General features: G+C 54.1%; 1 pseudogene. It reads right to left on the bottom strand.

Annotation, left to right across the window (positions count from 1 at the left end):
• Positions 1 to 207 (bottom strand): annotated as a pseudogene (locus tag QKD99_RS11595) (IS30 family transposase); the annotation flags it as partial.
• Positions 208 to 333: the final 126 nt, after the last annotated feature.

The raw sequence follows: 333 nt of genomic DNA, 5'->3' as shown, positions 1-333 counted from the left end.
CATATCAGCAGCATCACGCGGATGAATGCCACAGGCTAAAGCGGCATCTTTGCGCCCCAAAGCATTTACACGCAGTTGCAGATAACTACACCGGCGAGTTGTTGCCGCAGCTTTGCGGCCATGTGGATTGCGCTTCCACAAACCAAGCTCAATACCGATGCGATATACCGGAGAAGAGCCTATAGAAAGCTGGCGCGCAATATCCATCGGTGCCACACCTTCCAGCCACAACCGAGCTATTTCCTGACTGTCAGCCGAGCTAATACGCCTACAGCGCTTGCGCGGCAAGTCCAACTCACCAGCCAGCCGATAAGCTACCGACTCTGGTAAACA

It is taken from the genome of Corynebacterium sp. c3Ub_189, from assembly GCF_039907195.1.
Lineage (GTDB): Bacteria > Actinomycetota > Actinomycetes > Mycobacteriales > Mycobacteriaceae > Corynebacterium.
Note: the sequence above shows the minus strand (reverse complement) of the source record. Positions and strands in the feature narration are given on the sequence as shown.